Annotated in this window: 27 protein-coding genes and 1 tRNA gene; 5 read left to right on the top strand and 23 right to left on the bottom strand. The window is 40.5% G+C overall.

Annotated features, from left to right (window positions below; all coding sequences use genetic code 11):
* Position 1: 1 nt before the first annotated feature.
* The 12 genes from flgK to PAUR_RS05505 all read right to left on the bottom strand — a co-directional run bounded on the left by flgK (position 2) and on the right by PAUR_RS05505 (position 11,451).
* Positions 2–2,026, bottom strand: a complete 2,025-nt coding sequence (gene flgK / locus PAUR_RS05560) for a flagellar hook-associated protein FlgK (RefSeq protein WP_192506815.1) — start codon at positions 2,024–2,026, stop codon at positions 2–4.
* A 1-nt stretch (position 2,027) separates the two neighbouring features.
* Positions 2,028–2,993 (bottom strand): flagellar assembly peptidoglycan hydrolase FlgJ, encoded by a 966-nt coding sequence (gene flgJ / locus PAUR_RS05555; RefSeq protein ID WP_192506814.1) that lies wholly within the window; start codon positions 2,991–2,993, stop codon positions 2,028–2,030.
* Positions 2,994–3,096: 103 nt separating this feature from the next.
* Complete coding sequence (locus PAUR_RS05550; protein ID WP_192506813.1) at positions 3,097–4,191, bottom strand: flagellar basal body P-ring protein FlgI; 1,095 nt, start codon at positions 4,189–4,191, stop codon at positions 3,097–3,099.
* Between the two features lie 12 nt (positions 4,192–4,203).
* Complete coding sequence (gene flgH / locus PAUR_RS05545; protein WP_192506812.1) at positions 4,204–4,887, bottom strand: flagellar basal body L-ring protein FlgH; 684 nt, start codon at positions 4,885–4,887, stop codon at positions 4,204–4,206.
* 15 nt (positions 4,888–4,902) lie between these two features.
* Complete coding sequence (gene flgG / locus PAUR_RS05540) at positions 4,903–5,691, bottom strand: flagellar basal-body rod protein FlgG (protein ID WP_010362181.1); 789 nt, start codon at positions 5,689–5,691, stop codon at positions 4,903–4,905.
* 18 nt (positions 5,692–5,709) lie between these two features.
* Positions 5,710–6,474, bottom strand: coding sequence for a flagellar basal body rod protein FlgF (locus PAUR_RS05535; protein WP_192506811.1), 765 nt, complete (start codon positions 6,472–6,474; stop codon positions 5,710–5,712).
* A 156-nt stretch (positions 6,475–6,630) separates the two neighbouring features.
* A complete protein-coding gene (gene flgE, locus PAUR_RS05530) occupies positions 6,631–8,004 on the bottom strand; it encodes a flagellar hook protein FlgE (RefSeq protein WP_192506810.1) in 1,374 nt (457 codons plus the stop codon).
* A 43-nt stretch (positions 8,005–8,047) separates the two neighbouring features.
* Positions 8,048–8,722, bottom strand: a complete 675-nt coding sequence (locus tag PAUR_RS05525; RefSeq protein WP_192506809.1) for a flagellar hook assembly protein FlgD — start codon at positions 8,720–8,722, stop codon at positions 8,048–8,050.
* Positions 8,723–8,737: 15 nt separating this feature from the next.
* Entirely contained in the window at positions 8,738–9,172 is a 435-nt protein-coding gene (gene flgC, locus PAUR_RS05520) for a flagellar basal body rod protein FlgC (protein WP_192506808.1), read from the bottom strand.
* 2 nt (positions 9,173–9,174) lie between these two features.
* On the bottom strand, positions 9,175–9,585 hold the full coding sequence (flgB, locus tag PAUR_RS05515) for a flagellar basal body rod protein FlgB (RefSeq protein ID WP_192506807.1): 411 nt from the start codon (positions 9,583–9,585) through the stop codon (positions 9,175–9,177).
* 82 nt (positions 9,586–9,667) lie between these two features.
* Positions 9,668–10,501 (bottom strand): CheR family methyltransferase, encoded by an 834-nt coding sequence (locus PAUR_RS05510; RefSeq protein ID WP_192506806.1) that lies wholly within the window; start codon positions 10,499–10,501, stop codon positions 9,668–9,670.
* A 17-nt stretch (positions 10,502–10,518) separates the two neighbouring features.
* Positions 10,519–11,451, bottom strand: coding sequence for a chemotaxis protein CheV (locus tag PAUR_RS05505; RefSeq protein WP_192506805.1), 933 nt, complete (start codon positions 11,449–11,451; stop codon positions 10,519–10,521).
* 140 nt (positions 11,452–11,591) lie between these two features.
* Between PAUR_RS05505 and flgA the strand changes: the two genes are divergently transcribed.
* The 3 genes from flgA to flgN all read left to right on the top strand — a co-directional run bounded on the left by flgA (position 11,592) and on the right by flgN (position 13,118).
* Positions 11,592–12,299, top strand: a complete 708-nt coding sequence (gene flgA, locus PAUR_RS05500) for a flagellar basal body P-ring formation chaperone FlgA (protein WP_192506804.1) — start codon at positions 11,592–11,594, stop codon at positions 12,297–12,299.
* A gap of 74 nt (positions 12,300–12,373) precedes the next feature.
* A complete protein-coding gene (gene flgM, locus PAUR_RS05495; RefSeq protein WP_192506803.1) occupies positions 12,374–12,697 on the top strand; it encodes a flagellar biosynthesis anti-sigma factor FlgM in 324 nt (107 codons plus the stop codon).
* Positions 12,690–13,118, top strand: a complete 429-nt coding sequence (flgN, locus tag PAUR_RS05490; protein ID WP_192506802.1) for a flagellar export chaperone FlgN — start codon at positions 12,690–12,692, stop codon at positions 13,116–13,118. Before flgM ends, flgN begins: the two co-directional genes overlap by 8 nt.
* A gap of 59 nt (positions 13,119–13,177) precedes the next feature.
* Here flgN and PAUR_RS05485 read toward each other — a convergent pair whose 3' ends face one another.
* Positions 13,178–13,660, bottom strand: coding sequence for an LPP20 family lipoprotein (locus PAUR_RS05485; protein ID WP_192506801.1), 483 nt, complete (start codon positions 13,658–13,660; stop codon positions 13,178–13,180).
* A gap of 111 nt (positions 13,661–13,771) precedes the next feature.
* Between PAUR_RS05485 and PAUR_RS05480 the strand changes: the two genes are divergently transcribed.
* Positions 13,772–14,962 (top strand): flagellar assembly protein T N-terminal domain-containing protein, encoded by a 1,191-nt coding sequence (locus tag PAUR_RS05480; protein WP_192506800.1) that lies wholly within the window; start codon positions 13,772–13,774, stop codon positions 14,960–14,962.
* A 118-nt stretch (positions 14,963–15,080) separates the two neighbouring features.
* Entirely contained in the window at positions 15,081–15,812 is a 732-nt protein-coding gene (locus tag PAUR_RS05475) for a glutathione peroxidase (RefSeq protein WP_192506799.1), read from the top strand.
* 5 nt (positions 15,813–15,817) lie between these two features.
* Here PAUR_RS05475 and PAUR_RS05470 read toward each other — a convergent pair.
* The 10 genes from PAUR_RS05470 to PAUR_RS05425 all read right to left on the bottom strand — a co-directional run bounded on the left by PAUR_RS05470 (position 15,818) and on the right by PAUR_RS05425 (position 24,838).
* Positions 15,818–15,892: transfer RNA gene (locus PAUR_RS05470), tRNA-Arg, on the bottom strand.
* 366 nt (positions 15,893–16,258) lie between these two features.
* Positions 16,259–16,747 (bottom strand): TlpA family protein disulfide reductase, encoded by a 489-nt coding sequence (locus PAUR_RS05465; protein ID WP_192506798.1) that lies wholly within the window; start codon positions 16,745–16,747, stop codon positions 16,259–16,261.
* Entirely contained in the window at positions 16,722–18,866 is a 2,145-nt protein-coding gene (locus tag PAUR_RS05460; protein ID WP_192506797.1) for a TonB-dependent receptor plug domain-containing protein, read from the bottom strand. Before PAUR_RS05460 ends, PAUR_RS05465 begins: the two co-directional genes overlap by 26 nt.
* A 97-nt stretch (positions 18,867–18,963) precedes the next feature.
* Positions 18,964–19,539 carry a FlgO family outer membrane protein gene (locus tag PAUR_RS05455; protein ID WP_225738293.1) on the bottom strand — a complete coding sequence of 192 codons (576 nt, stop codon included), beginning with the start codon at positions 19,537–19,539 and terminating at the stop codon, positions 18,964–18,966.
* Positions 19,540–19,612: 73 nt separating this feature from the next.
* Positions 19,613–20,287 carry a FlgO family outer membrane protein gene (locus tag PAUR_RS05450; RefSeq protein WP_404821675.1) on the bottom strand — a complete coding sequence of 225 codons (675 nt, stop codon included), beginning with the start codon at positions 20,285–20,287 and terminating at the stop codon, positions 19,613–19,615.
* Between the two features lie 12 nt (positions 20,288–20,299).
* Positions 20,300–20,896 (bottom strand): FlgO family outer membrane protein, encoded by a 597-nt coding sequence (locus tag PAUR_RS05445; protein ID WP_192506795.1) that lies wholly within the window; start codon positions 20,894–20,896, stop codon positions 20,300–20,302.
* Positions 20,897–21,460: 564 nt separating this feature from the next.
* Positions 21,461–22,339, bottom strand: a complete 879-nt coding sequence (gene galU / locus PAUR_RS05440) for a UTP--glucose-1-phosphate uridylyltransferase GalU (RefSeq protein ID WP_192506794.1) — start codon at positions 22,337–22,339, stop codon at positions 21,461–21,463.
* 8 nt (positions 22,340–22,347) lie between these two features.
* On the bottom strand, positions 22,348–23,181 hold the full coding sequence (locus tag PAUR_RS05435; RefSeq protein WP_192506793.1) for a thymidylate synthase: 834 nt from the start codon (positions 23,179–23,181) through the stop codon (positions 22,348–22,350).
* Between the two features lie 13 nt (positions 23,182–23,194).
* Positions 23,195–24,019, bottom strand: a complete 825-nt coding sequence (gene lgt / locus PAUR_RS05430; RefSeq protein WP_192506792.1) for a prolipoprotein diacylglyceryl transferase — start codon at positions 24,017–24,019, stop codon at positions 23,195–23,197.
* 9 nt (positions 24,020–24,028) lie between these two features.
* A complete protein-coding gene (locus PAUR_RS05425) occupies positions 24,029–24,838 on the bottom strand; it encodes a sulfite exporter TauE/SafE family protein (protein ID WP_192506791.1) in 810 nt (269 codons plus the stop codon).
* Positions 24,839–24,904 lie beyond the last annotated feature (66 nt).

Raw genomic sequence — 24,904 nt, 5'->3', positions numbered from 1 at the left:
ATTACCTCGTTGCACTTAATAATGTATCGAAAATAGTTCTGGCAGTAGAAATGATCTGTGCTGACGCTGAATAAGATTGCTGGAAACGCAATAAATTTGCGGCCTCTTCATCTAAATTAACGCCAGACATTGACTCGAACCAAGCTTCAGATTGCGCTGCTAGTGCTTCAAACGCCGCACCATTTGTTTTCGCTTGATTAGCGACTACCCCCACATCAGTGACCAACCCAGCATAGGCTTCGTTGAATGTTTGCAAATTATCAGCTGTTGTTGTCGTTATGACATTTTCACGTACTAGTTCACCCGATTGTAGTTTACTGAGCGCTAGCCCGTTGCGATTGTCATCAAAGCCGCCTGTGTTAAACTCCACTTGGAAAGAGTCACCAGGTGATACGTTGCCTTCAATATTAAAGTCAAATCCGTAAGTATTAAAGGGCGCGCCAGCCGTCGATAAAATATTTTCCGCCGGCGGAGGCGCTAAAAATGTAACAGTACCACTGCCATCAGTAACCGTGTACTGATTGGCCACCGCTGTTTTTTGCAACGTAATTGTCCCATTTGTCAAACTCGGTGGTGGCCCAGCCGTGAAATTACTACCAGTACCCGTATTTGAAACCGTCCCAACCGTAATGTTTCCATCTCCCGTATTACCCGCATCTGTTTTTGTTCTAATTGGCGCGGCTAAAGCCAGCTTTTCCGGTCTATCTGTGGCTAATTCAATATTCGCAGCAGCATGGGCATTGAGCTTTATTAGAAAACTGTCATTTGTGTTAGTCACCCCCGCTGAGAAAGATATTTCCAGTCCAAATGTATCTGGCGGGGTTGCTGGACCTGTAAATACGATATTTCCTGGAGGTGTAATGTTTCCTGTTGACGCAGTACCTATTGTATTGCCTTTACTATCAACTGGAACCACTGTAACAGCTGTGCCTGCCCCCTTTATTACTTTAAAGTCGGTTGCTGGAATTTCTTTTCCTTTCCCAGCTTCTAATGTTGCTGTTACAGTTACTGTTGATGCTGCATTATTTGCTTTGTACGGAAACGCCGTAGTCGTTGGAATTTTAAATAGCTCACCGCCTAAATTGCCATCTAAATCCATGCCTTTTTTGTTTTGCTCATTAAATGCGTCAGCCAATGCAATCCCTATTTGACCTAACTGGTTTTGCGCTGGCTGTAATATTTCATCTCTAAATGCCAGCAAACCACCAATTTTTCCCTTTAATGTACTCGAATTGACCTCAAGCGCTACAGCTTGGCCATCTTTAACGTCCAATTTTAAATCTCGTACATTCGGGTCAGGATCCCCTGCGAGTGAAAACGCATTAAATGTACCATTTTCCATCACTAACGCTTGGCCGGAACCTAAAAACACGAGCTTTTCACCATTAGGGCCATCTAATGTTTCAATATCCACCAGCTCCGCTAAATCACTGATTGCTTGGTCCCGCTCATTTAATACTGAACTCGACGCTTTCGTACCTGTTGGGGTATTTAACGATGCAACTTGTGCATTTAAATCGCTGACCTTCTGTATTAGGTTGTTCGCTTCATTTGCAAACAAGTCCAGCTGTTGATTAACAATATTACCTTGATCAAATACAATGCCAGACAACCTATCCATTTGCTCAGTCAAGTTCTCAGCATCGGTTAAAAATAAACCGCGGGTTACTCTTGAAGATGGTTGATTCATTGCTTCTTGTAAATTATTAAACAGAGAATTAATACTCTTATTTAAGCTATTTGAGTCTTCGGCAAACAATGTATCGACACGAGAGGCCTCTGTGACAAATTGTTCATAATACGTTTTATTAGAAATATCACGATTCAATTGTTTCTGCGCAAACTCATTAATTAAACGAACCGTTTCACCACGACCGACTTGATTGCCAACCATGGTCGAATGCTCAGTACGCTCACGGATATACCCTTTGGTATTCAGGTTGGAAATATTCTTACTCGTAGTCTGTAACAGCTCGGTGCTGGCTCTAATTCCACTGGTTCCAATATTCATTAGATTGAACGACATCTTAATTCACTCCCTTTCGAACCAACGATGTAAGCATTTCTTTTAAGTCGCTACGTTGTAGTACATTCTTTATTTTGGCTGCATATTGTGGGTCAGTGGCGTAACCTGCATCTTGTAAGGCTGATAAATATTGCTCGGGTTGCGCTACTTTTTTTAATGCGTCTTGATAACGAGGGTTTCCTTGTAAGAAATCCACGTAATCATTCATGCTGTCTTTTATTGTGTCGTAGGCACGAAAACTCGCTTGTTTTTTCACTGGCAAACCATCTTCAAACTCTAAAGTCAGTTTTTTGGCACTTTGACCTTGCCACGCTTTGTCTGACTTTATATTAAATAAATTGTTACTACTCGAACCATCTGCTTTAGCAATGATATGTTTCCCCCAACCAGTCTCTAATGCGGCTTGAGCAACCATTACAGCTGGATTAAGCCCTATTTTCTTAGCTGCTGTTTTTGCGTGTTCCCACATAGTTGATACGAAAGACTCAGGATCGTTAAATGATGCACTTTCGCTTGTAGTAGATGAGGTCGCGTTAACATGCGAAGGTTGCTTATCGAGTAACTCCCCTGCAGCACGTCTGTCACTCTCAAAATCAGCACCTGTACGTAATACTGACGCCGGCGTATAACCCTGTGCATTGGGTGATAACTGCTGAACAATTAAGTCTGCCAGCCCCAAACTGCCTTTATTGGACAAATCCATTGATAATTGCTGATCATGCATTTCTTCAAAAAATTTAACGCCGCTAGAGTTAAAAGGGCTATTTTTATCTTCCATCGCCTCATTCGCTTTGCGCATACTTTTCATCAACATTTGGGTGAAAATTGATTCAAATTGTTGTGCCGCTTTTTTTAGCGCTTCATCAGAGGCGTTTGGATCGCCACCGCTTTTCAGTGCATCTTTTCTCAAGCTATTTAAATCGCTCAAATCAAAGAAATTCTGCTTTTCTAACGGATTTGTATTCATCGGCTTAATGACACTTAACTATTCATAATGTTTAACAAGCAAGATTTAAGCCAATAAAAAGCCCTAACGAATTAGGGCTAATATATTAATTAATAGTGACTTTTTAAATGACAACTAATTGACCATTTATTGCACCAGCTTCCTTTAGTGCTTCTAAAATAGCCATTAAATCGCCAGGAGCTGCGCCTACTTCATTAATAGCTCGCACTAAATCATCTAGACTAATGCCTGGGTCAAACACAAAAGCACGAGAATCGTCCGTATCTACGTCAATAATACTTTGCCTAGTAACAACGGTTTCCCCTTCTGCCAAGGGCTGAGGCTGATTGACATTTTGTTGTTCAGCAATTGTCACTGTCAAACCACCATGTGTAATTGCTGCTGGCTGTAATTTGACATTTTTACCTATCACTATGGTACCTGTGCGAGAGTTTACGATAATTTTTGCACTTGTATCTGCTGGTTTAAACTCCAGATTTTCTAGAGTCGATAAGTAAGAAACTCGCTGTGACGGGTCTCTTGGTGCGATTACACGTACAGATGCCGCATCCATCGGTTTAGCACTATTAGGACCCACCAAGTTATTGATTGTATCAGCCAGACGCTTAGCAGTTGTAAAGTCAGGGCTATTCAAATTAAAAGTGATAAAATCACCTTGTGTAAATGGGCTTTTAACTTCACGTTCAACAGTTCCTCCATTTGGCACTCGACCAACGGTGGGCGTATTAATGACCACCCTGCTACCGTCTAAGCCTTCGGCACCAAGACCACCAACAATCATACTTCCCTGAGCAATAGCATATACATTACCATCCACCCCTTTTAAAAAGGTTTGTAATAACGTACCTCCCCGTAAACTGCCCGCACTGCCAATTGAAGACACAGTTACATCAATCGTTTGACCGGGCTTAGTAAAAGGGGGCAAATCAGCATGAACCGCAACAGCCGCGACGTTCTTTATTTTTGGTTTCAAAGAAGACGGCAAAGTAATGCCGAAACCACTTAACATTGCTTTAAAGCTTTGTTCTGTAAAACGACTTGATTCACCCGTACCAGGCAAACCCACAACCAAGCCATAGCCGACTAATTGGTTAGAGCGAACGCCTTGCACCATACTTATATCCTTGACCCGTTCAGCCTTCGCTATTGGTACTAGCGTTATCAGTAATACAGATAAGAATAGATGACATAGTTTCATAATATTTGTGCCCTAAAATGGTAGCAACGTACTCATAAAGAATTGAGTTAACCAGCCTGAACTTTGTGCTTCTTGGCCTTGCCCCTTGCCTGAATACTGAATACGGGCATTCGCAATGCGATTTGACTCAACCGTATTGTCCGCAGCAACATCTGCTGCTCGAACGAGACCTTCGAGACGGATAAACTCCTCCCCTGTATTTAAAGTCAGCCACTTTTCTCCTCGGATCACCAAATTACCATTGGGTAACACCCGCATCACATTGACAGAAATGTTACCAAACAAACTGTTTGATTGATTTGCTTTACTGTCACCTTTAAAAGATGACTCGGACCCTAAACCAAATTGAATATTATCTCCGCCAATATTTACCGGCGTACCATTAAAGCCTAATACAGGATCTAGTTTTAAATCCGTTTCTTTATCGGTTTCACTGTTCGCTGCTTTAGATGCTTGCGTTGACTCTCTTAGTACAACAGTAATGATATCGCCTGTGCGTAGCGCTTTCTTATCTGCATATAAATCATTCGAACGATTTGGATTAAATAATGACCCAGTCGCAACGACTTGCTCTAAATCTTGTTCTGGATACATAGGTGCATAATAAGGGTCATCACGTACAACCTCACTATTTTGTGTCGACACACAACCAGAAAGCAAAATCAATGCCGCCACAATTATACATAAAGCACGCATACAACCTCCTAAAATTTATAACTGTTGATTAATATAACTCAGCATCTCATCCACTGAAGAAATCACTTTTGAGTTCATTTCATAGACTCGCTGGGTTTCAATTAAGTTGACCAACTCTTCAGTCACATTGACATTAGATGTCTCCAGTGCTCCTTGCACAATAGAACCCAACCCATCTGCACCTGGGTTCCCTTGCACTGGTGCTCCACTCACAGCTGTTTCCGTATATAAATTCTGACCCATTGGCTCTAAACCAGATGGGTTAATAAAGTCACTAATAACTAATTGCCCAATAACCGTATTTTGTGCTTGCCCTGCGACTCTCACTGATACTTCGCCGTCTTGTGAAATCGTGATCGACTTAGCATCATCCGGCACATTCATTTCGGGTTGCACAGGGAAACCTGCACCTGAAGTAACCACTCTACCATTCTCATCGGTCGTAAATTGGCCATTACGGCTATACCCAATGGTGCCATCTGGCATTTGAATTTCAAAAAAACCAGGACCTTGGATCATCCAATCTAAGGAGTTTTCAGTACTAAGCATATTACCTTGGGAGAAATTCTTTTGGTTTGCAACAACCTTGGCCCCTGCACCGAGCATTAGTCCTGAGGGTAACTCTGTATCTTGTGACGAACGACCACCCGGCTGATTAATATTTTGATAAAGTAGATCTTCAAAAATTGCTCTGCTCTTCTTGTAACCTACAGTACTAGCATTCGCGAGGTTATTCGAAATTACCGATATATCAGTTTGCTGGGCATCTAGGCCGGTTTTACTGATCCATAACGCTGGATTCATAACATATACCTCACTTCGTTAGACTATACGCAGCAGTGATACATGACGTTCGTCAATTTCTTCTGCTGTTTTCATTAGTTTCATTTGCATTTCAAACTGCCGCTGATGATTAATCATATCGACCATCTCATGCACAGGGTTTACATTAGACATTTCTAAGGCACCGCTCATTACTTTTGCTGTGGGTGATACATCACAAAAACCACATAAACCATCATCTAGCGATCCTTCTTTTGGCCTGAATAAACCATCATTTCCTTTTTCTAATTTGGTGTTATCTGCTTCAATGATCTTTAAACGATCTACCACTTCCAAAAAGTTTGCAGGTGCCCCTTGAGGGCGCACTTGAATCGACCCATCATCGCTGAATGTCACCTTCTCTACCGGAATAGGCAAAATAATAGGGCCACCTTCACCAACAACTTGACGCCCATGACTAGTTACCAGCGCTCCATCAGCAGTAATATTCAGCGTCCCAACTTTGGTATAAGCTTCTTTGCCACTTTTATCCATGACACTTATCCAAGACTTATCAGACACCGCGATATCTAGATCTCGCCCGGTTTCAACAATCGCGCCGCTGGTCATATTCGTACCAGGCCGCTCTTGCATAGCAAACACCCGAGTCGGTAACCCTTCACCAAATGCCTGCATGGAACGTGCTTGAGCAAAATCTGACTTAAACCCGGTCGTATTTGCATTGGCTAAATTATTTGCTTTAATAGCCACACCACGCAGGTTTTGTTTCGCACCAGACATAGCGATATAGAGCATTTTATCCATTGCATTGACCTAAAAATTCATCATACAAAGAATGAAGCAATTATAATGCCAACTAAAGTTTGACGGTCATATTTATAAATGAACGAATCGCTCACATACGGGAATAAATAAAAGGGAAATGAAAAGGCCACATATGTGGCCTTTGAAGTTAATTGATTATCGAATTTGTAGGATATTTTGTTGTAATGTAGAATTCACTTCTAACGCACGGGAGTTCGCTTGGAAGTTTCTCTGCGCACTTATCAAATCAACAAGCTCATTCGTTAAGTTTACATTTGATTGCTCCAACGCCGAAGAATTAATTGATCCAAGTGTTCCGGAATTTGGCTCTCCCGCAATTGGCTCCCCCGAAGTTAGGCTCTTTTTCCAAGAAGTGCCTCCCACTTGCTGAAGTCCTTGAGAGTTAGAAAAGCGAACCATAGCCACTTGGCCTAAAAATGTTGAATCACCGTTACTATATGAGGCTACAATTTTTCCATCTGCACCAATATCAACTCCGGCTAAACGACCCACTGTTGCACCATCTTGCTCTAGTGCTTTCACTTCAAAGCGGCTCGCATATTGAGTTGGTAATTTATTAGTGGTATTCGCTTCATCACGCCAATTCATGTTCAGTGGAGCTGGAAACGTAGCACCATTAGTTAACAACGTTGAAAGGCCTGTACCTGCACCACTTGGTAAAGGCAGTGCACCAAAGGTCCCACCAGCAACGACCGGTACGGCTGCACCAGCAACCCCTGCCGCAGAGTATGGGATCGTCGAACTCGGTAAACCTGTTGCATCGAATGTAAACCCTGCAATAGGGTGTGGACCACCAGCCCCCGCTGTACCATCAGACGTAAAAGGTTTATTATCTATGGTACCAAATACCTCCCAATTATTTGCTGTGGCTGTTTTTCTGAAATAAAGCTGTACCGTGTGAGGTTCACCTAACGAGTCATACACCGTTGTAGATGTTGAACTATTGAACGATGCACTGACTGATGGGTCAAAAGCAATTGTTGGTTGCGCCGCTCTTGAATCAAGATTAAACGAAGAATAGACGTTTGTCGTCGCTCTCGGGGCCCCTGATGCATCTGGTATTTGCATTGCCGATGCAGTACTTAAGCTCACCGAGGTCGTTGCACCAGTACTTGGATCTACAGGGAAACCTTGTAAGAAGTTACCTTGCGCATCTGAGATAAAGTTATCCTTATTTAACTTAAATGCGCCAGCACGAGTATAGCTATAATCCTGCGAGCCTAATTCAGAGCTCGTAGCAAAATAACCTTCGCCTGTGATTGCTAAATCTAGCGAATTGGCTGTAAATTGCAATGAACCTTGGTGAAATTGCTGAGCAACCATGGTCGTTTGTGCGCCATCACCATTTTTAGTTTTTCCTGAACTAAATACTGATGATGCATAAACATCAGCAAATTCAGCCCGAGATTCTTTAAAACCCGTGGTATTTACGTTTGCGATGTTATTTGCGGTGGTGTCCAGATCTTTTTGAGCAGCCGCTAAACCTGTTAATGCAATATTAAAACTCATACTCTTACCTCTTGTACTTAAGGCCTATTCTATAAACTTTGAATTAAGCGATTTCAGCGACGTCAGTAAGTCTTACCGCGCCCGCTTTTGTGTTGATGATTATTCCGTTAGCGCCATTGACATTGACACTATCGATATTTTTAAAGGTTGCTGTCGGCAAGCTGGTAAATTCACCGTTAATATTTGCTTCTGCCTTTATCTCATAATCCCCTTCGGGCATAGGTTCACCATCTCCATTCTTGCCATCCCACTCGAACCGAATTGCACCTGCTTTTTGTTCCCCCATATCAATAGAACGTACTAACTGGTTTGATTCATCATAAATATTTACGACCAACTTTTCCGTTGGCTTCGCTGAAACGATAGAGCCTCGCGCTGACCCGCTAGCACTTAACTCCAAAGTATCCGATTCAAGTAGCGCTTTCTTACCAACCAAAGTTGATGCTTGTAACGCAGAGTTGGATGTCATTGAGGCAGACAAAGACTCAAATTTTGTATTCAAATTTGAAATACCTTCCGCCATTGTAAAGCTCGTCATTTGTGCGATCATTTGGTCATTATCAGCAGGTTTACTCGGATCTTGATAAGATAACTGCTGGGTAAGCAAGGCAAAGAAATCCTCTTGCTTTAACGTATCATCTTTTTCTACTGGCTTTTGTTTATCTGGCCACCGTAACGAATCAATATGACTGGACGTTTGACTTACTTCGCTATTCATTGGCTAGTGCCCCCGTTAACGCTGACCAAGTAACAGAGTTTTACTCAGCATTTGTTTTGCTGCATCTGCCACCTGAACATTTGTTTGATACGAACGTGAAGCGGAAATCATATTTGTCATCTCCTCAACTACATTCACATTTGGTTTATAGATATACCCATCTTTGTCGGCACTTGGATGATTGGGACTATATTCAACCTGAAGTGGTTTATCACTTTCAACGATCCCCAATACCTTAACTCCCACTGATGCGCCTGCTGAGTTTGCATTTTGTAATTCATTTGCTTTAGTAAGTTCAGCTGCAAATACAGGGTGCCTTGCTCGATACACCTCATTTTGACTTGAACTAATGCTATTTGCGTTAGAAATATTACTCGCAGTGGTATTCAGGCGTATGTTTTGCGCACTCATTCCTGAACCCGCTATGTCAAATACATTATATAAACTCATAATTAAGCTCCTTGACCGCCTAGGGCTTTTTTCAACCCTTTAAATTTACCTGTGAGAAATTGCAAACTTGCTTGATACTCTAATGCATTCTGTACATACAAGTTTCGTTCCACTTGTATATCAACTGAATTACCATCGCCCGTATCTGTTTGATTTGGATTACGAAATAGCTCTACACCACTGTTTAATTTAGTACCACCGGAGAGATGTTTGTCATTGGTGCGCAGCATTGTATTGCCACTTTGCTGGTTAGATTTTGCCGCTTTAAATGCTCGTGCAAAATCAATATCTTTTGCTTTGTAACCAGGGGTATCCGCATTAGCAATGTTACTTGCTAATATTTCTGCTCGCTGAGAACGGATAGCTATTGTCTGGGGGTGAACACCTAAGGCTTTATCAAAACTAATCGCCATAACGTAACTCCAAAAATTTGACTATATGGAGTTAAAGCAATTCTTAGGCCAAAATAAAAAAGGCGGTAAAAACCGCCTTAAACTATTGTTTTTTCTGGTATATAATTCCAGGGTTACAACGGATCATATCAAACTCATCACTCAAGCCCGCCATTGATTCCGATGCACCAAGAAACAAATACCCTTTGGGATTTAGAGCTTGGGCAAATTGAGATATGATTTTTGCTTTCACTTCTGGGGAAAAGTAAATCAGCACATTACGGCAAAATATAACATCAAACTTACCCATCAAAGCATACGAGTCAAGTAAGTTTAGGTGTCTAAAATTGACCATTTTCTTTACAGGCTCTACCACCTGTGCCATGCCGTTACCACTGTCTTTAAAAAACTTTTGCCGCCGTTCGGTTGATAACCCTCGAGCAAGAGCCAGTGCATCATATTCAGCATGTTTGCACATATCAAGCATGGTGTTTGAAATATCAGTACCTACAACCTGTACACCCATTTTCAAAGCGCCAGGGCTTTTAGATTGATATTCACTTGCTGACATACCTATTGAATACGGCTCTTGTCCTGACGAGCTCGCTGCTGACCATATTTTCACCGACCGCCGTAATTCACTAAATTCTGGGAAAATCTTAGTTTTAAGAAGTTCGAATGGGTAAGAATCTCTAAACCACAACGTCTCGTTTGTTGTCATTGCATCAACAACGGCGGCACGCAATTGCCGCTCATGTGGGCTCAATGTTTTTGCAACCAACTCCGACAATGACTGAACACTAAAACGCACCATGAGTGGTGCTAAGCGACTCTTTACCAAATACAGCTTGTTATCGCCAAGCACAATACCACATTGCTGCTCTAAAAAGGTTCTAAATTGATCGTACTCGTTTTGCTGAAGATGCTTATTTTCCAAAGTATTACCGCCATTCATTAATCACAGTGAACCCATTTTTTAACCGCAGTCGCCAATTCATCCGGGTTAAACTTCGCGATAAAATCATCAGCACCCACTTTCTCTATCATGGCCTGATTAAATACACCGCTCAAAGAAGTATGTAAGATAACATGTAAAGGGGCCAATTTGGGGTCTGCTTTTATTTCAGCGGTTAACGTATATCCATCCATTTCAGGCATTTCCACATCTGAAATCAATAAACCGACCCTTTCTGTTATATCATTTTGACAATCATCTTTAGCAATTTCTCGCAGCCGAATTAATGCTTCTTTGCCATTCTTAGCTAATTCAGTTTGAACGCCCAATGGTTCAAGTGCACGCTTAACCTGATTCCTAGCTACCGCAGAGTCATCAGCAATAAATACGATGCGCTCGCCAAGATCTTTCTGCATCTCACCATCTGATACAATATCTTGGCTCACTTCGGTATTCACCGGACAAATTTCATTGAGTATTTTCTCAACATCAAGTATCTCTACGAGCTCATTTTCTATTTCAGTTACCGCTGTCAAATATGAATATCTACCAGCTCCTGAAGGTGGCGGCATTATTTTTTCCCAATTCATATTTACAATACGTTCAACTGCACCAACTAAGAAACCTTGAACAGAGCGATTGTACTCAGCAATAATTATAAAACAATTCGCTATGTCTTCGATCGGCGGACCACCAACCGCTAGCGACATATCTATCACAGAGATAGTCTGTCCGCGAATATGTGCTACACCTCTTACGTAAGAGTTAGACTTAGGCATATTAGTAAGTGGAGGACACTGCAGTACCTCCCGTACTTTAAATACGTTTATGCCAAAACGTTGACGCCCCTTCAACCTGAACAGCAATAATTCTAGGCGGTTTTGCCCTACCAACTGTGTTCGTTGGTTGACCGAGTCTAAAATACCAGCCATTTCAATCTCCTACATATAAAACTGCTTGCCGGAACGATATTTGCTTACACTACTAAGGATAAGATTTACCTTGAAGAGGTGTCACAATTAACGCAAAATCTTTATACCTTGTTTCCCCTGATAAGCATAGTCGAAACATCATGAGTTTGTTAAAAAAAACCAAAACCTGCGGGTTTTTTTGCGCGATGGTCTATATTCTAGTCAGTTACCAAGTATCTGCGAACGACTATAGCACTAAAGAACTAGAAGAATTAGCACAAAATTTTGTTGCGTCACAAACAATAACTAAAGCCGATGTAAAAACCAAGTTTTCAACACTGCCATTAGATACTCGGATCCCGTCAAAATTCTGTGTACAAGATTTGCAATTAAGTACCGCAGCTAAACCTCCTTTTAATCGTCAAGTAACTGTTCAGATCCGTTGTACCCGAGCGCCAACATGGACCCAATATGTTCACGTGCGGATCAATGAAATGTACCCTATTATTGTCAGTACCCAACTTATATCTAAAGGAGAGTTACTCACAAAAGGACATTTAAAAATTGAGTACAAACCAAAACAATTCGTTCGAGCTGCGTATATTGAAGATTTATCTCTACTCATTGGAAGTAAAAGTAAACGAACTTTGCGAGAAGGTATGCCCATCGGTACGCACCAAGTATGTATGGTTTGTAAGGGCGATATGGTTACTATTTTCGCGAAAACGCGTACTTTGACAATAAAAACTTCAGGTGTAGCACTACAAGATGGTAATCTTGGTGAGCAGATTCGCGTTAAAAATCAGAAGTCTGGAAAAACAGTTTCTGCTAGAGTAAAAGATGTTGAATCTGTAGAGGTTAATATCTAAAAAATTTGCTAAAGTTAAAGGTATATTAGTCGATAACCTAAACATGGTGTTTAGTAACCTTGGGTCAATAAATTATGGTTAATAATATTAAAGGTCAGGCACAGCCAAATAGTGTGCTCAATAATGTTAAGCAACAAAAAGCTGAATTGCAAAAAAATGAGGCTCAAAATGCCGCATCGAATATTAAAACGCCGCAAAAAGCAGCAACTGATTCTGTAAGTTTAACACCACAGGCACAACAGTTGAAAAGCATGCAAGATAAAGCGCAAGACGCTCCTGCATTCGATAGTAAGAAAGTGGAAGAACTTAAGAAAGCCATCAGTGAGGGCAAATATCAAATTGATGCACAAAAGCTGGCAAAAAATATAGCGGCATTTGAGTTCGATATGTATGGCTGATCACCTTAAACTATGTACGCATAAACTCGAAGTTCAAATCTCAAACCTAACCACTTTGACCCAGTTGTTAGACTCAGAGCTTGATATTTTGGCATCCAAAACGGGTGATGGCCTCAAAGATGCTGCACGTGAAAAACTAACACTCCTCACTGCAATCCAGAAACTTGATAAAGAGCTATCTACCTTTCCTTCAGAGATTTACCTAGAAGATCCAATAACAGAGTTAACCGGAAAAATTCAAACACTATTGATAGAGTGTAAAAATAAGAATGATGTGAATGCAAAAGCTGCGCATCATGCGCAACTAAGTGTACGACAACTAAAAGAAATTTTGATTGGTACTCCAGGCTCAATCACCTATGGCCAAGATGGCAGTGTTATTGCTGGAAATAGTGAATTAGTGAAAGATATTAAGGCATAGTTAATTTAATTACGCCTTTGTCTATTTTTCGAGTCAAGTTCAATACCATTAACACTTTATTAGTAGTAAGTAACTCTTTTCACTTTCCTTGGTTTAACTTGTGTAATATATAAATCATGCACACGCTTCATGTCTAGCTCAAGTTCCGTTGCATAGGTATCCCCAACGGCGTAAGACTTGACCACCCGGGCTCCTCTAATCACACCTTTGACTTGGCTCTTTAGTCCATCGTTTTGTGCAATTGCTCCTTTAACTGTCATTTCTGAAGACAAATTCTGTCCATATACCTGCTCTGTAAGCTCTCGGTAAGCTTCCAATTTGGACACCTTAAGCGCCATCAGCATTTTTTGTGCATCATTCATACCTGGCTGTGCGCTGAGTGGCGCATAACCGATTGCTTTAATGACTGGATAACTATCTGGCTCGACATAACTATATTCAATATGCTTATCGAACATCGAACTACACCCTGCTAACCAAAATAGTATCACTATCAAAATAATCGATTTTGAGTTCACTATCGAATAAGAAGGTATTTTCATTATTAATTGCCTCTAGAACTTAGTTACTAATTCTTAATGCACATTTCTTGCCAATAAATATGGCATATCTATTGCTGTATTAATTTATAAGCGTTCTAGTGGAGATCAATCATGAATCAGTTAACCATTTTTTTGAGTATATTATTGTATAGTATAGCGGCAAAAGCTGAGTGGTACGAAGTAACAGGCTATGCAAATATATTAGATAGCAACGTTGCCGATGCTCGAAAAAGCGCAGTTCAAGATGCGATTACACAAGCATTAATTTTTTCCGGCGCAACAGTATCCAGCGTACAAACAGTTGCTGATGGCTTGCTAAGCCAAGATCAATTGAAAGTCAAAGCACATGCAGAAATACAACAAGCCACTTTGATCAGTGAAGAACAAAATAATAACGATTACATGGTGACTTTACATTTAGATATATATGCAACCCAAGAGCATTGCACCCATCAACAATTTAATAAGCAAGTTACCGTCACCCAGAGCCAACTTATACAACCACATCAAGCTCGTCTTGGTCAAATATTTGACATCGCAAAAGCAAGCTCCCAAAGGCTGTACAACACAATGATGGAACGTGCTACAGCAATTAAAGCTGTGCCATATATCAACAGCGCTATAAATGTTCGCCCTTTTTTCTCTCAAAGGTTTGACTACGACCCTGCACTTATCGAAACCTTAAGTAACAATAGCAACAGCCAATATGTATTATTTAGTCAAATCACCGATATTGCACAAGGTAAAAAGCTAAACAATGACTATGCGTTTTGGGAAGATGACCAATATGTACGTAGCTTTAAGGTAGATTTTGCGCTTTATGACGCGATGACCCGAGACAGACTATGGCAAAAACACTACGCTGTTCAAGGGATCTGGCCATTCGAAAAAACAACTCTTATCGATGTATATAGTGATGAATTCTGGCAATCAAATTACGGTGACCAAATACAAAGCATTTTTAATAAGGTTTCCCAAGACTTGAATAGCGCGATTGGCTGTATGCCGACTAAAGGGAAAATACTACATATTGATGGTGAACGTTTAGCTATCAATTTAGGTCGAGTTCATGGCATTAAGCCAGGGCAAACTCTTGCTATTATGCAAAAAAACAATTTCACAACCCAACAAGGGATGATACTCAATAACCACAGACAAACAATAGATCAATTGAAGGTGCTTCAGGTTAACGATCAAACAGCAATTACGACTAACGTAAATATGAGACCACTAAGTAATATTCAGCTGAACGACATTGTCAAAGTGATTATCAAAGAAGATGACACCTTTTCCCTCAACTAGTCTAAACTCTGAGTGTTAAATGCTTATCAAAAAAACAGATTGCATTAATCCATTCAATCTATTTTACTGAGAAGTAAGGTGTTGCCATACTGACAGCATCAAATTTAAGGAGCGTACTATGTTAGAGAATATCGAAGGCAAAAAAATACCACAGGTCACTTTTTCAACTCGTAACAATGAACAATGGCAAAAGATCACGAGCGAAGAAATTTTTAAAAATAAAACCGTGGTCGTTTTTTCGCTTCCAGGAGCTTTCACTCCTACGTGCTCATCTACACATTTGCCACGTTACAATGAACTTGCCAGTACCTTCGCTAAAAATGGCGTTGATGAAATAGTATGTCTATCTGTAAATGATACATTTGTTATGAATGCATGGGCACAACACCAAGAAGCGGATAAAATTCGCTTACTTCCCGATGGAAACGGTGAGTTTACGGATGGAATGGGTATGCTTGTTGACAAGAATGACTTAGGCTTTGGTAAGCGAAGCTGGCGCTATTCCATGCTTGTCAAAGATGGTGTAATTGAAAAAATGTTTATTGAACCAGATGTACCTGGCGACCCATTCGAGGTCTCTGATGCTGACACTATGTTGGATTACATAAATCCGAGTCAGATTAAGCCCCAAGCTATTAGTCTATTTACTAAGCCTGGCTGTCCTTTTTGCGAAAAAGCGAAACGTTTGCTCAAAGAACATGATTTCAATTTTGAAGAGATCACTCTTGGCCAAGGTATAACCTCTACCAGTCTCAAAGCAATGAGTGGCAGAGATACCGTTCCTCAAGTGTTCATTGCTGGCGAACACATTGGTGGGTCTGATGATTTAGAATTATATTTAAAGAAATAACATACTGGCGTCCCCGGCAAGAATCGAACTTGCATCTAAAACTTAGGAGGTTCTTGTTTTATCCATTAAACTACGGGGACTCCTAAAACATCTTAAGTATAACAATTTCCAATTAAAATTGAATAGCTTACCGTAAAATTTTGATAGAACATTATGGGCTGTTGATCTTTGCTGTTCTATTTTTGTTCTCTTTGAGCGTGCTTTTATCGCGGCGCTTAATATGTGGCCTAGTAATCTAAGCGAATATTAAACAACAAAGAGAAAGGGGCGCTCAAAAGAACCGGTAGGCAGCGCTTGATTGGCTTTTCTACTATGTTATCGGCTGACCCACATGAAATAACCATGCTACGCAGCTTCTGATTTGTATAACGCCCAATCAAACTGCTACAAAAATGAACCTAAAAGATCAACAGCTCCTAGTATATCCCTTGATTTCATTCCAGTTTTTATGAAGAACACATGTTATTCTGCTGTAAAATATCCAGCAGCATCTCCGCGTCTGAAAAGCCAACTAAGTGGGTAACAACCTGCCATTTTGAGTCAATCACAATAACGCGGGGAACAGATAAATTAGGCAATGCAGCAACCAGCCCCTGAGGGGCTACGATCGCAGGAAGTGTGTTAGACATACGTCGCAAAGTTTGTTTGTAGTCTACCTTATTCCCATTAATTCCTACCATAACAGGGTTAAGCTCTCGACAAATCACTACAAGTTCGGTTAACACACGATGCTGTTTTTTACACCAAGTACATTCTGGTGTGAAAAAACTCAGAGTTAATATTGGTCCATGCAAGCTGTACAAAGAGCTATCACTTCCATCATCCAACCGCCTAGTAAGCTGCTCAACATACCCATATCCAGCCCCGCTTATCATCAATATCAAAACACATAGAACGCTTCTGACTAATTTAGAAATCCCAATCAAATCCAGCATATACCATTCTTCCTCGCATAGGAGCGTAAATATATGTCACGTCATATCCACCTTCGCCATCAAATAATAACGGGGAACTCCCTGTACGGGCTTGGCTATAATTCAGTACATTATTGGCACCAATATATAAGGTAAGATCACGCGTCCAATTAAATTGATATTTGAAATCAACGGTCGAAAATGCTGGTACATCCGTTGGTTTTAGCTTTTTATTTTTAGCATCGTTATATCCAAAGTAATTATAATCTTTAAGGTTGCGACTGGTTACATAAACTAACGTCAGGTCTAAGGTATGATGGATATACTGCCAATTAAAAGAAACGGTTCCCCGTTTTTCTATGGGGGCAATTGCAAAAGATGCCCTAAAGGGATCATTGTATTTATATGCTTCTGCTGATAGAGCAATATTGAACATTTTATTTAGTTGATACGAAAGCGCAAAGTCTATCGCTAACACACTAGCCGTTTGAGTTAATTGGCTCAAAACCGGTGTACCGGCATCATTACTCTCTAAACTAGCTAACCCTTCTACTTGTGTATATGCAATAGATGCCGTGTTTATCCATGTTTCGTTCTCAAAATTAAGCGAATAACTGATACTTTTGGACCGTTCAAGTTGAGACACATCAATTAGGTAACCTTTTTGCGCATCTAGAATTCCATGATCACTTTCAAAAAATGACAAAGGCGCACGGTAACCTTGTCCAATAGATAAGCGTGACGTCAACTCCTCCGAATGAAAAACCCTACTATCGACTCTTGGAGAGAGTAATGTTTTATCTATCTCGATCCCCATTTTCATCGGGTCAACAAAATCAGCTTTGACATGATCTAATCGCATGGCTGTCGATACTTCTAACCACGTATTTACCGTCCATGAATCTTGTAAATAGATACCTTGCACCAAATAATCAAAACTATCCGATACATAGTTATTCAGTGTTGCAAGTGCACGAGAGTGAGAGCGCATTTGCTCATTCCGATAATCTACGCCAAATGTCATTAAGTGGTCTGAATTAAAATCCCAATTTAGTCTTAGATCGACATAATCCATGTTATCTTTCGCATCATAATCAACCCCCTCATAAAATGATACTTGTTTATGATTAACACGGGCTACACTCAATGTCCCATTAAAAGACGATCCAAATTCTCTTAATACTGACCCTAGTATTTCATTTCTTTGTGTTTTTACCCACTCAGCCGTCTCCCACGGATGCCCTATGTAGCGGTCATTTACATGTCCTTGAGCAAATAATGCAGGAGCTTCACCTAATGATACACTCGCTAGCACATCTTTTACAGTACCTGTATCACCTCCTAAAATAGGACCTCCAAATACCTCTGACTTAGTATGATTAAAGCGAATTCGAATATCAGTATCCCGATCAAAGTCATATGATAGTAATGTCGTAAATGATTCATTTTCTAACTGCGGACTTTCGCTCACGCCATTATTATCTCCATCATACTGCTTACGTTCATCTAATTGAACAATCATACTGGTACTGATATCATGCCCTTTTGGCACCACAGACCCCATGAAGGCAAACTTTCGATACCCGAAATTCCCAAAAGAAGCATCAAGCTCACCGCCACTTTCAGTCGGTGTTTGAGTGACTAAGTTTATAGTTCCACCAATCGCCTCTGGTGCAATGAGAGAAGCACCAGCCCCCCTTGCAACTTCGATTTTTCCAATACCTGACATTGCAACTGCATCTAGCCCATAAAACCCAGACAACATTGTGTGAAGTGGAATACCATCAACTAAAACATTCGTATGTTCACCTTTAAGACCATTTATCATCACCCGCTTTGCACCGCACATTGAACATTCATTAGAAACTCTAATCCCTATAGAGTTGGAAATGGCCTCGCTTAAATTTGCGGCCTGAGTTGCTTTAATTTGCTGTTCTGAAATGAGTTCTGTTTTGACTATGCTGTCTTTTAATAGCCCTTTTTCATAAAGGCGCTTGCGCACCCCAACAACTTCAATACGTTCAGGGTTATTTGAAACAGACAGTAATTTTGGAGCTTGAGCCTTTCCGGTATTAGCTAAGGCACCAGCAGATAGGCATAAAAAAAAACCATAAATAAAAATTAAAATAAAGTGTAGCAACAGTAAATCCAAATTCAAATGAAAACAATTGTCATTTAAATTTCAATTTCTGTAAACCTTTTACAGAAAAAGTATAACCTTCATATCCTCAAGCGGTTTAAGACTCTATTGATGAGCCGTGAATTACGTAAGTTGGTACTAACTTAGTGCTGCTGGCAATAACACGCTTCGACTCAATATCAATCACACGAGCATTCACCTCTACCCCATTCACTCTGTACAGCAAGGTGCCTGATAATACATGACTTGCAATTCTATCTCCTGTTAGTTGTTTTATATCACGCGAAAAAACAAAATCACCATACCCCGTAACAGCGACTTGGTTGGTGGTTTTAAAATCAACAACACCGTACCCAAACTTTTGCAATTGATGAATAAAAGTTTCTGAAAGCTGGTTACCTAACTGAGTACTGACCTGCAAAGAACGATCTAAATTTACAAAAGACGCAACTGCAATATTAATCGCTTGCTCTGACACCATCGTATCGACCAAGTCTAACGCCATTTGCTCTACATAACTTTCTAGTTTCACATGGTGACTTTGTGGATAATATACGCTCGTTGAGTTCAGTACTTCAGCTTCTCCTGCCTCTAATTCATCGTACATTTTATCATTCATAGTACTCGGTTCTTTATGGCTAACGGGCTGTTTAGTTGCATACCAATCTGTCATCGTACATCCAGAAAGCACCAACAGAATACAGCTAATAGCCAAGCCTCTAATACTTATTAATAACATAATTACCTCACCGATCCGCTTTCTTCATCATAATCCCATCAGTTCGATAACTGCTGCCTAATGCATCCACAACCGTTTGCGGAATAAACCCTTGAGCAGAGCCTACTACCGCTTTACTCATTAATCCAATAATTCGTGCATTAACAAGCACTCCCCCTTGATGATTTACCAAAGTACCCGCCAACACATATTGAAAGTTTTGATCCTCATTTAATTCCAAATAATCACGGCTGAATACAAAATCTCCTTGAGGTGTCACTCGCATATAGTCTGTCGTTTTGAAATCAATCACAGAAACGCCAAAATGATGTAGCTCATGCATAAAGCTTTCCGATAGTTGATTGCCTAATAATGATGAATCATCATATTCATCATCTAGAAAAACAAAGCTCGATACTGCCAATGGGGTCTTTTGATTAACATACTGCAAATTTTCAGCCATATCTTGCATCATACCTCGGACATAGTGGTTTATATTTTTCCGACTAATTGAGGTCATTTGAGAAGCAGTATTAGGCACCGCCTTTTTGGATTGAAATAAGTGCGCACTCGCCATTGGAGCTGCCACAGTTCGAGAATCATTTGCGATTGTATCTTCAGCCTGGCTACTCGTCATTTTTGCATTAAACATCGAGCAACCAGCTGTGCATAGAAAAATTGACGCGACAAATAGAAATTTCATGATGATTCCTCGTTAGTATTCAGTTCGGTAAATTAAACCATTTCGTTGTTGGACCTTTTCATCCGTCCACATCGTATTTATCGGTATCTCAGCTGTAGCTGCTGAAACAATACGTCCATCTTGCATATTTATCAGCCTAGCATTAACTATGTAAGCATGCTGTTGTTGTGTCAGTGTTCCAGTGACGATAAAGTCAATATTTTGGCGCAGTCGTAATGACTCTGCATTTCGGCTCAACATACTTTCTGCGTTACTCAAAAGAGTCATTTGTGTGTCAAGTCGGTGCTCTATCGTATGATAACCAAGTTGAGTAAATTGGGTGAGTAGGCTTTCTTGAATCTGCTGACTAAGGCCTACGACTTGCTGATTCGCGAGTCCAGTACTTAACGCGTCAGCTTTAAAAAAGCTTGTAATAGCGATACGTGCGTTATTCTTACGCATACCTGTTATATTACTCAATTGCACAGTCAAACTACTGACATACTCATGCACCGTATAAGGTGCCATGCTTTTTGCAGGCGCAATATATGCCACATGCTTAGGTGCAGGTTCTTCAACGAGTTGACACCCTCCCAATAGCGCTATCAGTATTACGAGTAAATATTGCATTGTGCGTATCCTAATATCATTTGTTTATCAAATGCAAAAAGCATACCTAAATTTGGTTACACGTACTCATGACGTATCTTAGGCCCCTCCTTACAATATTGCTGTTACGCTGCTCATTCAACACTGCTTGCTCGTTCTACAAAAAAGCAATGAACATTTCTATCACTTACCTACCTTCTTGCATGTAATGCAGTTTTTGTGATTTCACAGCCCCAAATTGAGTCCCTATTAACTGAAATAACCGTTACAAACGCGGCATGATTTTAGTTTCTAAAAACTGACTCACTTATCGAAGTTTAGCAACAGTGATACAAACCCATAATAAAAAATAACCTCAGCTGACCCATGTGCGTACTTACCCGATATACTTTAACGTATGTATGCATGGCAAAGCCTTGCCGCAACAAGTTACTTCATAGAAAGGAATTGTTACCAATCTTACAGTTACTGTATTAGGTAATTCGTACTTGTATATTTATGAGAGGGAATAGAGCGACCATACACCAGTTTTGGTTGAGCATAATGGTCGCCTAATTAGAAATGTAGATTAATTCAAAAAATCGATTATAAAAGTGACTTAATGTGCTTTTTTAAGTCACTAGCAAACTCGCTTCTACGTAAAGCATACTCTATATTAGCTTGTAAATACCCTAATTTACTACCACAATCATGGCTTCGCCCTTTTATTGCGTACGCTTGCACAGCATCCTCATCCATAAGCATAGCAATTGCGTCTGTTAACTGTATTTCATCACCTGCACCCAGTGGGGTTTTTGCTAACAGAGGCCAAATGTTTTTACTCAGTACATATCGGCCCACCACAGCCAAATTTGAAGGAGCATCTTCAATGCTTGGCTTTTCTACTAATAGATTTAAGTCACAACTAGCGCCCGCATCAAGTACAACATCGCCAATATCTGCGATACCAAACTTATCAACATTCTCATGCGCGACAGGCTCTACCATTATCTGGCTTTTCCCTGTTTCTTTAAATCGACTCAGCATTTCTGCTAAGTTATCCTTCGTTAAATCACTCGACGCATCGTCTATAAGCACATCTGGTAACATCACCACAAAAGGGGAGTCTCCGATAATTGGGGCTGCACAGTTAATGGCGTGCCCTAGCCCTTTAGCCTCACCTTGTCTTACGTGAATAATTGTTACATCTTTCGGGCAGATTAACTGTATTTCGGCGAGCAACTGTCGCTTAACTCGCTTCTCCAATGTTGCTTCAAGTTCAAAACTCGTATCAAAGTGATTCTCAATCGAGTTTTTACTAGAGTGAGTAACAAGTACAATCTCTTTAATGCCAGCGGACACCGCTTCACTAACAACATATTGAATAAGCGGCCTATCAACAATCGGGAGCATTTCTTTTGGGATTGCTTTCGTTGCTGGCAACATGCGAGTACCAAGCCCCGCAACAGGAATAACGGCTTTCATTTTCTCTCCTAAATAGCCACAGGTGCTTTAATATGGGGGTGAGCCTGGTAGTTCTCCAGTTCAAAATCTTCATATTTAAAAGCAAAAATATCTTTTACTTCTGTGTTAATTTTCATTGTGGGTTTTTCATACGGAACTCTAGATAATTGTTCGTTCACTTGCTCGATATGATTAGAGTATAAATGTGCATCACCGAACGTATGAATAAAGTCTCCAGGCTGTAAATCGCATACTTGAGCAATCATCATCGTTAATAGTGCATAACTTGCAATGTTAAATGGTACACCTAAGAAAATATCGGCACTTCGCTGATAAAGCTGACAAGAAAGCTTCCCATCTAATACATAAAACTGAAATAAAGTATGGCATGGAGGAAGTGCTTGCTTTCCCATTTGCGCATTTTCTTTTGGCGAATAATTTGTATCCGGCAATAATGCAGGGTTCCAAGCGCTCACTATAAGTCTGCGTGAGTCTGGGTTGTTTTGAATTTGCTCAATAATATCTTGAATTTGATCTACAACTTCACCATTGGGACCACTCCATGAGCGCCACTGCTTACCGTACACAGGCCCTAACTCACCATCATTTGTTGCCCAGCCATCCCAAATACTCACGCCATTCTCTTTTAAATAGGCAATGTTAGTTTCGCCCTTTAAAAACCATAGCAATTCGTGAATAATTGAGCGCATATGACATTTTTTAGTCGTAACTAAGGGAAAACCTTCCTGTAAATTAAAGCGCATTTGGTATCCAAAAACACTAACGGTCCCTGTACCAGTTCGGTCTTCTTTTTTTGTGCCCTGTTCTTTTACATGGCGCATTAACTCTAAATATTGCTTCATAACTTAACTTAATTTAACTATTTGATTGCGACTGTTCTAAAGACTGTCTCTTATACGCCCAAGCCATGAGTACTGCACCGGCAATAACCATTGGCAATGATAAAATCTGCCCTTGTGATATTACACCACCATACAAGCCAATATGTGCATCTGGTTCTCTGAAGTATTCAATACAAAACCTAAATATACCGTAGCCTAACAAAAATAAACCAGCAACACTGCCCGCAGGTCTTGGTCGCTTTGCAAACCAAATCAGCATAATAAATAAAACTAACCCTTCAAATAATGCTTCATATAACTGTGAAGGGTGCCTTGGCAAAGGTCCACCAGTAGGAAATACAAAAGCCCAAGGAACATCTGTAGTTCGCCCCCAGAGCTCGCCATTGATAAAATTACCAATTCGCCCGGCTAGTAACCCGACTGGGACCAATGGCACAACAAAATCTCCCACACGGAGAATCGATTTATTAGTACGAATAGCGAAAATAACAATCGCCGCAATAACGCCTAAAGCCCCACCATGAAAAGACATACCACCTTGATCAATTCTTAATAGGTATAGCGGATTTTCTAAAAAATGGGAGAATTGATAAAATAATACATAGCCAATCCGGCCTCCAAGTATAACCCCCAACATACCATAAAACAGCATGTCACTCACTTGCTCTTTCGTCCATCCAGAGTTTGGCTTCTCTGCTTGTCGATTCGCTAGCCACATAGCAAATGTAAAACCAATTAAGTACATTACGCCATACCAACGTACGCTCAATGGTCCAATTGAAAAAAATGGTCCAATTGAAAAAATAATTGGGTCTATTTCAGGAAACTGTAAAGCCATAGCCGTCCTTTAGTTCATTATCATACTGACAGCAATACAAAGTAATAGAGCTGCAAATATCTTTTTAATCATTGAAGTGGGTAAATACTGCGTCGCTTTAGCACCAATAGGGGCGGTAAACCAAGACGTCAGAACAATACCAAAAAGTGCTGGCAAATATACAAAACCAGCAAAACCTTGTGCCCATGTGTGATGAATGCTACCCGAAGTGACATACCCCACAGAGCCAAAAAGCGCGATGACAATACCACTTGTAGAAGCACAACCAATCGCTTTTTTCATATCAACAGTAAAATAAGTCAAAAGTGGAACTAGCAGCGCCCCACCTCCAATACCAATCATTGCTGATAGCCCCCCCATCATAGCGGTTAAACCACTTAAAACAAGATGATTGGGCAAAGCCCGTTTTTTTTGCTGAACTTTTGTACTGCTATACAGCATTTTTAATGCTATCAACACCACACTGACGGAGAAAATAACTCGTATCGCTGCTTCTGGCAATAAACCTGCAATAAAACCACTCACTAAAGCACCGAATGCAACCCCCCCCATAATCCATGGCGTAATATCCCATGGCACATTTTTTTTCTTATGATGAGCAAGCGCTGATGAAGTAGACGTAAATAAAATTGAAGCCAATGACGTTGCAATTGCCACTACTAAGATGTGAGGTGAATCCACCACTTCAAAGTACAGTAAAATACTGCTTAAAGCAGGTACAATGATAAGCCCTCCACCAATCCCTAATAACCCAGCCAAGAAACCAACACCACAGCCAAGCAAGGCACAACAAACTATCAATAGAAGGGTTTCTGTCATGAATTGTTTCTCTTCTGCTTTTTCGCGGCTATGGTAGCCTATTCTAACTATTGACGCACTAAGGAA

This window comes from Pseudoalteromonas aurantia 208 (genome assembly GCF_014858725.1).
Lineage (GTDB): Bacteria > Pseudomonadota > Gammaproteobacteria > Enterobacterales > Alteromonadaceae > Pseudoalteromonas > Pseudoalteromonas aurantia.
Note: the sequence above shows the minus strand (reverse complement) of the source record. Positions and strands in the feature narration are given on the sequence as shown.